Source organism: Pseudomonas sp. GW822-FHT07A10 (assembly GCF_058798795.1).
This window is the reverse complement of the sequence record NZ_JBXAKV010000031.1, coordinates 1-5,140: the sequence shown is the minus strand read 5'-3', so window position 1 is coordinate 5,140 and position 5,140 is coordinate 1. Positions and strand designations below refer to the sequence as shown.

The window sequence follows — 5,140 nt, the reverse complement described above, 5'->3', positions numbered from 1 at the left end:
GACCTGGTCAGCAGCGGCCTGGTGGAAGCCGGCAATCGCCTCGACCTGCTGGCCACCAACAACCTGACCAACAAGGCCGGCGGCATCATTGCCGGCCGTGATGTCTCGCTGACCACCACCCGGGGCGACGTGATCAACGAACGCACCGTTACCACTCACCAAAGCAGCAGCGGTTACCGCACCGAGCAGACCGACTTCGTCGACAACGCCGCCCGAATCGAAGCGGCCAACAACCTGACCCTCAAGTCCGGACGCGACGTCAACAACGTTGGCAGCGTGCTGAAAAGCGGTGCTGGTACCACGATCACCGCCGGCCGTGACGTCAACATCACTTCAGCTGAGCAGATCGTCAGCGGCGAGCGGGGCCGGCATCGTAATCAGACCATCACCCAATCTGGCTCAGACGTTGATGTGGGGCAGGACCTGAAGATTGCCGCTGGCCGTGACCTGGCGGTCATTGCCAGCCAGATCGACGCCAAACGCGATGTGAACATGAGCGCCGTTGGCGACCTGACATTGGCCTCGGCGGCGGACGAACAGCATTCCTATGGCAAGAGCAAAAAGGTTACCAGCCAGGAGGATCACGTCCGTCAGGTGTCTACGACTGTCACTGCGGGGGGCAACGTTGCCTTGAGTGCGGGTCAGGATCTTGAGGTCACAGCCAGTCGGGTGAACGCAGGCAATGAGGCGTATGTATACGCAGGCAATGATCTCAGTCTGAACACGGCGGAAAACAGTGATTACTCCTACTACTCGAAAACCAAGAAAGGCTCGTGGGGTAAGAAAAAGTCGACGATGACCGAAAGCGGCAATGAAGAAGCCGTTTCGTCGGTTATTCAAGCTGAAGGCAAAACCACTGTAGTCGCGGTCAATGACATCAATATCACGGGCTCGACCGTGAACAGTGACAAGGGTGCCCTAGAGGTTCTTGCTGGCAACGATGTCAATCTGAATGCCGCACAGAACAGTCAGTTCAGTGCGTCCGCGAAGTCCAAGTCGGGTGGTTTCGGTCTGTCCAGCACCAGCAAGATGAGCAGTGACTCCTCCAGCAGCACGTCATTGACGGGATCGACGCTCAGCGGAAACACCACGCTGGTTCAGGCGGGTAACAACCTGGTGGTGTCCGCCAGTAACGTGGTGTCGACCGAAGAGACCAACCTGCAGGCACGTAATGACATCCGCATCGAAAGCGATGTCGAGCACTTCAGCGCGCAGCATAGCCAATCGACCAAGAAATCCGGCTTGATCAGTTCCGGCGGGATCGGTGTCACCTTGGGGTCGTCCAAGAACACCTATAAGCAGGACACCGAGAGCCAGACCCAGAAGGCCAGCACGGTCGGCAGTGTGCTGGGTAATGTGAATATCACCGCCGGTAAGGACCTTACAGTCAAGGCCTCGGATGTGGTCGCTGGTAAGGACATTAGTCTGATCGGGAAAAATGTCAGCATCATCGACGCCGCGAGTGACAGCTCTACCCGGACTAGCCAGGAGAGCAAAAAAAGTGGCCTGACACTTGCCTTGTCGGGTGTGGTGGGGGAGGCCGTCAACACTGCGGTGCAAACCGCCCAGGAAGCCAAGCACGAAGATGACACTCGTCTTGCCGCGCTCCAGGGAATCAAGGCTGGTTTGTCTGGGTATCAGGCTTGGCAGGGCGCTCAGGCAATAGAGTCTGGCGCGAAGGAAGGTAGTTTTGTCGGTATTGCTTTGTCTCTGGGGACGCAAAAATCCAGTTCCAAGCAGGTCCAGGAGCAAAGTGTCAGCCAGGGAAGCAGTCTGACTGCGGGTAATGATCTGCATGTCATTGCTACCGGTAATGGACAACCGGGCGCTGCAACGGGCGACATCTCGGTCATTGGCAGCAAGCTGCAGGCGGGGCGCGACGTAGTGCTGTCGGCTGCTCGCGACATTGATATGCGCGCGGGGGCCAATACGCAAAAGCTGGAGGGTTCCAATAAGAGCGGTGGCGGGGCTGTCGGCGTCAGTCTGGGGGTGGGCTCCAGTGGTGCGGGTCTGAGTATCTTTGCCAACGCCAATAGTGGTACCGGCAAGGAAAAGGGTAATGGCACCGTATGGACGGAGACTACCGTCAATGCGGGCAACCAACTGACCCTGAATAGCGGCCGGGATACCACCTTGGAAGGTGCGCAAGCCTCGGCGCAAAAAGTGGTTGCTGACATCGGTCGCAACCTGACTCTGAGCAGTCTGCAAGACAGTGACCGTTTCGAGTCCAAGCAGGCCAACGTCAGCGGTGGCGCAAGCTTCACCTTCGGCAGCATGACGGGGAGCGGTTCGCTCAGCGTCAGCCAGGACAAGATCAAGTCCAACTTTAATAGCGTGCAAGAACAGACGGGCCTGTTTGCCGGCAAGGATGGTTATCAGGTCACTGTAGGCGAGCATACCCAGCTCAATGGCAGTGTGATCGCCAGCACTGCCAGTGCCGACAAAAACAAGCTGAGCACCGGCACCCTGGGTTGGACGGACATCGGTAACAAAGCCGACTTCAGTAGCCAGCATCAAAGTGTCAGTGGTGGTACTGGTGGGAATGCGGGCTCGATGTTCATGAGCAATATGGGCAGCCTGTTGCTGGTGGGGGCAAACAACAATGGGCATGACAGCAGCACCACCTATTCGGCTGTTTCGAACGGTGAAATCACCATTCGCGACAAAGATCACCAACAGCAAGATGTGGCATCGCTGAGCCGTGACGTCGAACACGCCAACAATGCTTTGAGTCCGATTTTCGACAAGGAGAAAGAACAGAACCGCCTGCGCCAGGCGCAGCTGATTGGTGATATCGGCAATCAGGCGATGGACATCATTCGTACTCAAGGGACGATTGAAGCCGCGAAGGCGCAGAAGGATCCCCTGGCGGTCGAGGATGCCCGCCAAAAGCTGATTAAGGAGGGGAACACCGATCCAAGTAAGGAGCAGATAGCTACCCAGATCACCAATACGGTCATGCAGCAGTATGGCACCGGTAGCGATCTGCAAAGGGCTGCACAGGCTGTGACTGCTGCGATTCAAGGATTGGCGGGCGGGAACATCGGCCAGGCCATAGCGGGAGCATCGGCGCCTTATTTGGCCGGTGTCATCAAGGACAGTACAGGCGACAACCTTGAAGCCAGGATCATGGCTCATGCCTTGCTCGGGGCGGTGTTGGCTAAATCCCAGCAGAACTCAGCTTTAGCTGGAGCGGCAGGGGCAAGCATTGGCGAGCTGGTTGCTAGTCAGCTCTATCCGGGCAAGACCAGCGATCAACTGACTGAGGCTGAAAAGCAGAAGGTTTCGGCGCTTTCGACCTTGGCCGGTGGTTTGGCGGGTGGGCTTGTTGGGGGCAGTTCAGCAGATGCTATCGCTGGCGCGCAAGCAAGTAAGAATGCGGTAGAAAATAATTATCTTAGTGTTGAAGAGGCAAGCGTAAAGAAAGCTCTAACGCTTAAGGAGCGTGAGGGCACGATTACGCCCGAAGAAGCACAAAAATTAGCAGATACAAAAAAACTAGATAAGGATAGGGATGCGACTATTCAAGCGGCATGTACAGCTGGAAATAAAGCAGGTGTGGAGTGTGGCCGTTTAGTTGCAATGGCCAAGCAAGCGCTTGTGGAGTACGGTGATTCTGTAACCTATTCGTTGCTGTATAAAGACATACCCTGAAGACGCCGCGAATGTTGAGGCTGTCCTGCAAGGCTTGGATTCGGAAAGTATCACTAGAGATGCTGCTATAACGGCAATAGTGAAAGAATCGGGATTGTCTAGAGGTGAGATTGAGAGTCGTTATGATCTCGTGATGTCACTCCAGGCTGCAACGGCGGCCCTAGCGGGGGTTTATGGGGTTAGGTCTTTAGCTGCAGAGCCACCATCGACATCAAAAGGGGTTGGTAGTAAAGTCGACGGTGCAAAAGGCATTCCCTCTATTCCTGACTCAGGAGCAAGCAGTGCAGCTAATGCTGCTAGACTCAAAATGCAAATGGTTGCTGAGCAGGCGGCCGGAGCAAGGGCACCAACACAGATCACTAGCTATTCAAATCACGCATTGGAGCAATTTGCAGGAAGGGATGGTGGCATTGGTGTAAGCCAGTCAGCACTCAGTGGAGCTTGGTCTAGTCCTCTAAAGATTGAATATGTCCCTTCAAAGTATGGTCCAACATTTAGGTATACGGGGACGGATGCAGTCATAGTGGTCAATGCTGAAGGTAAAGTTGTCACCGGTTGGGGGAAATCAGCTGCGGGGACCGGTAAATGAGTAGCCTCTTAACAAGCGCCCAATTACAGCTTTTATTTGCGTTGTGCTTTATGGCAGGAGAGCACCAACTGGCACTGGCTGAGAAATTACTTAATAGTTCATTATCATCAAGTGAGGTGGATGAGCTTTGTGAGTTGATTTCTAATGAATTTTTGATAAATGGAATAGAGGAAAGCTTCGAGCCGAATGGTTATGGCCTTGAGCTAGAACTGCTTCTGGATGCGGTCAACAGAGGTCGTGGTCAAGGTCGTTAGAGCTTCGTAATTTTTTGGCTCTTTGGTTGGTGCAAAAGGCGCAGGGACTGCTCTAGAAACTACTAGTCCTGTGGTTGTCAGTGGTACGCGGGCAATTGATAAGGCTCAAAGCTACGAAAGTGGTCTTCGAGACCTATACGGTAGTGTTCCTTATGCGGAGCGTCAGTACACAACTGTTATCAATGGGCAACGTGTTAACGGTGTTGCGGACAATGTGACTATTGTTAATGGGCAGCGGACTGCTGTTGAAGCTAAATTTGGAAAGTAAACGGGGACAGACCACGTTTATCGAGGGTTGGATACTGCTCCTTCAATTTATTTGTGGTCTGTCCCGATTTCGCCCTCCGGGCAGAACGGCCTGTTCCGTTTGAGCCAGGAAGGCAGCACCAACCCGACCGGCACCGGCCCACAAAGCTGGAGCCTCACCGGCGCCACTGTCACCGCGTCCACCAGTGCGCCAGTCACCCTCAACCGCGTGCAAGTAAACGGGGACAGACCACGTTTATCGAGGGTTGGATACTGCTCCTTCAATTTATTTGTGGTCTGTCCCGATTTCGCCCTCCGGGCAGAACGGCCTGTTCCGTTTGAGCCAGGAAGGCAGCACCAACCCGACCGGCACCGGCCCACAAAGCTGGAGCCTCAC

Annotated in this window: 3 protein-coding genes; all 3 read left to right on the top strand. The window is 54.8% G+C overall.

Translation table 11 applies throughout. The features are described from left to right. The coding region (locus AC1RL4_RS29175) for a hemagglutinin repeat-containing protein (RefSeq protein WP_493120707.1) at positions 1-3,654 on the top strand (3,654 nt) is incomplete at its 5' end. 34 nt (positions 3,655-3,688) lie between these two features. Beyond that, positions 3,689-4,243, top strand: coding sequence for a hypothetical protein (locus AC1RL4_RS29170; protein ID WP_493120705.1), 555 nt, complete (start codon positions 3,689-3,691; stop codon positions 4,241-4,243). Further along, positions 4,240-4,497, top strand: a complete 258-nt coding sequence (locus AC1RL4_RS29165; protein ID WP_155954669.1) for a hypothetical protein — start codon at positions 4,240-4,242, stop codon at positions 4,495-4,497. Before AC1RL4_RS29170 ends, AC1RL4_RS29165 begins: the two co-directional genes overlap by 4 nt. Positions 4,498-5,140 lie beyond the last annotated feature (643 nt).

Bases quoted from the DNA above. Each gene is read 5' to 3' on its own strand.
- AC1RL4_RS29165 (WP_155954669.1), top strand. From the start codon at position 4,240: ATGAGTAGCCTCTTAACAAGCGCCCAATTACAGCTTTTATTTGCGTTG.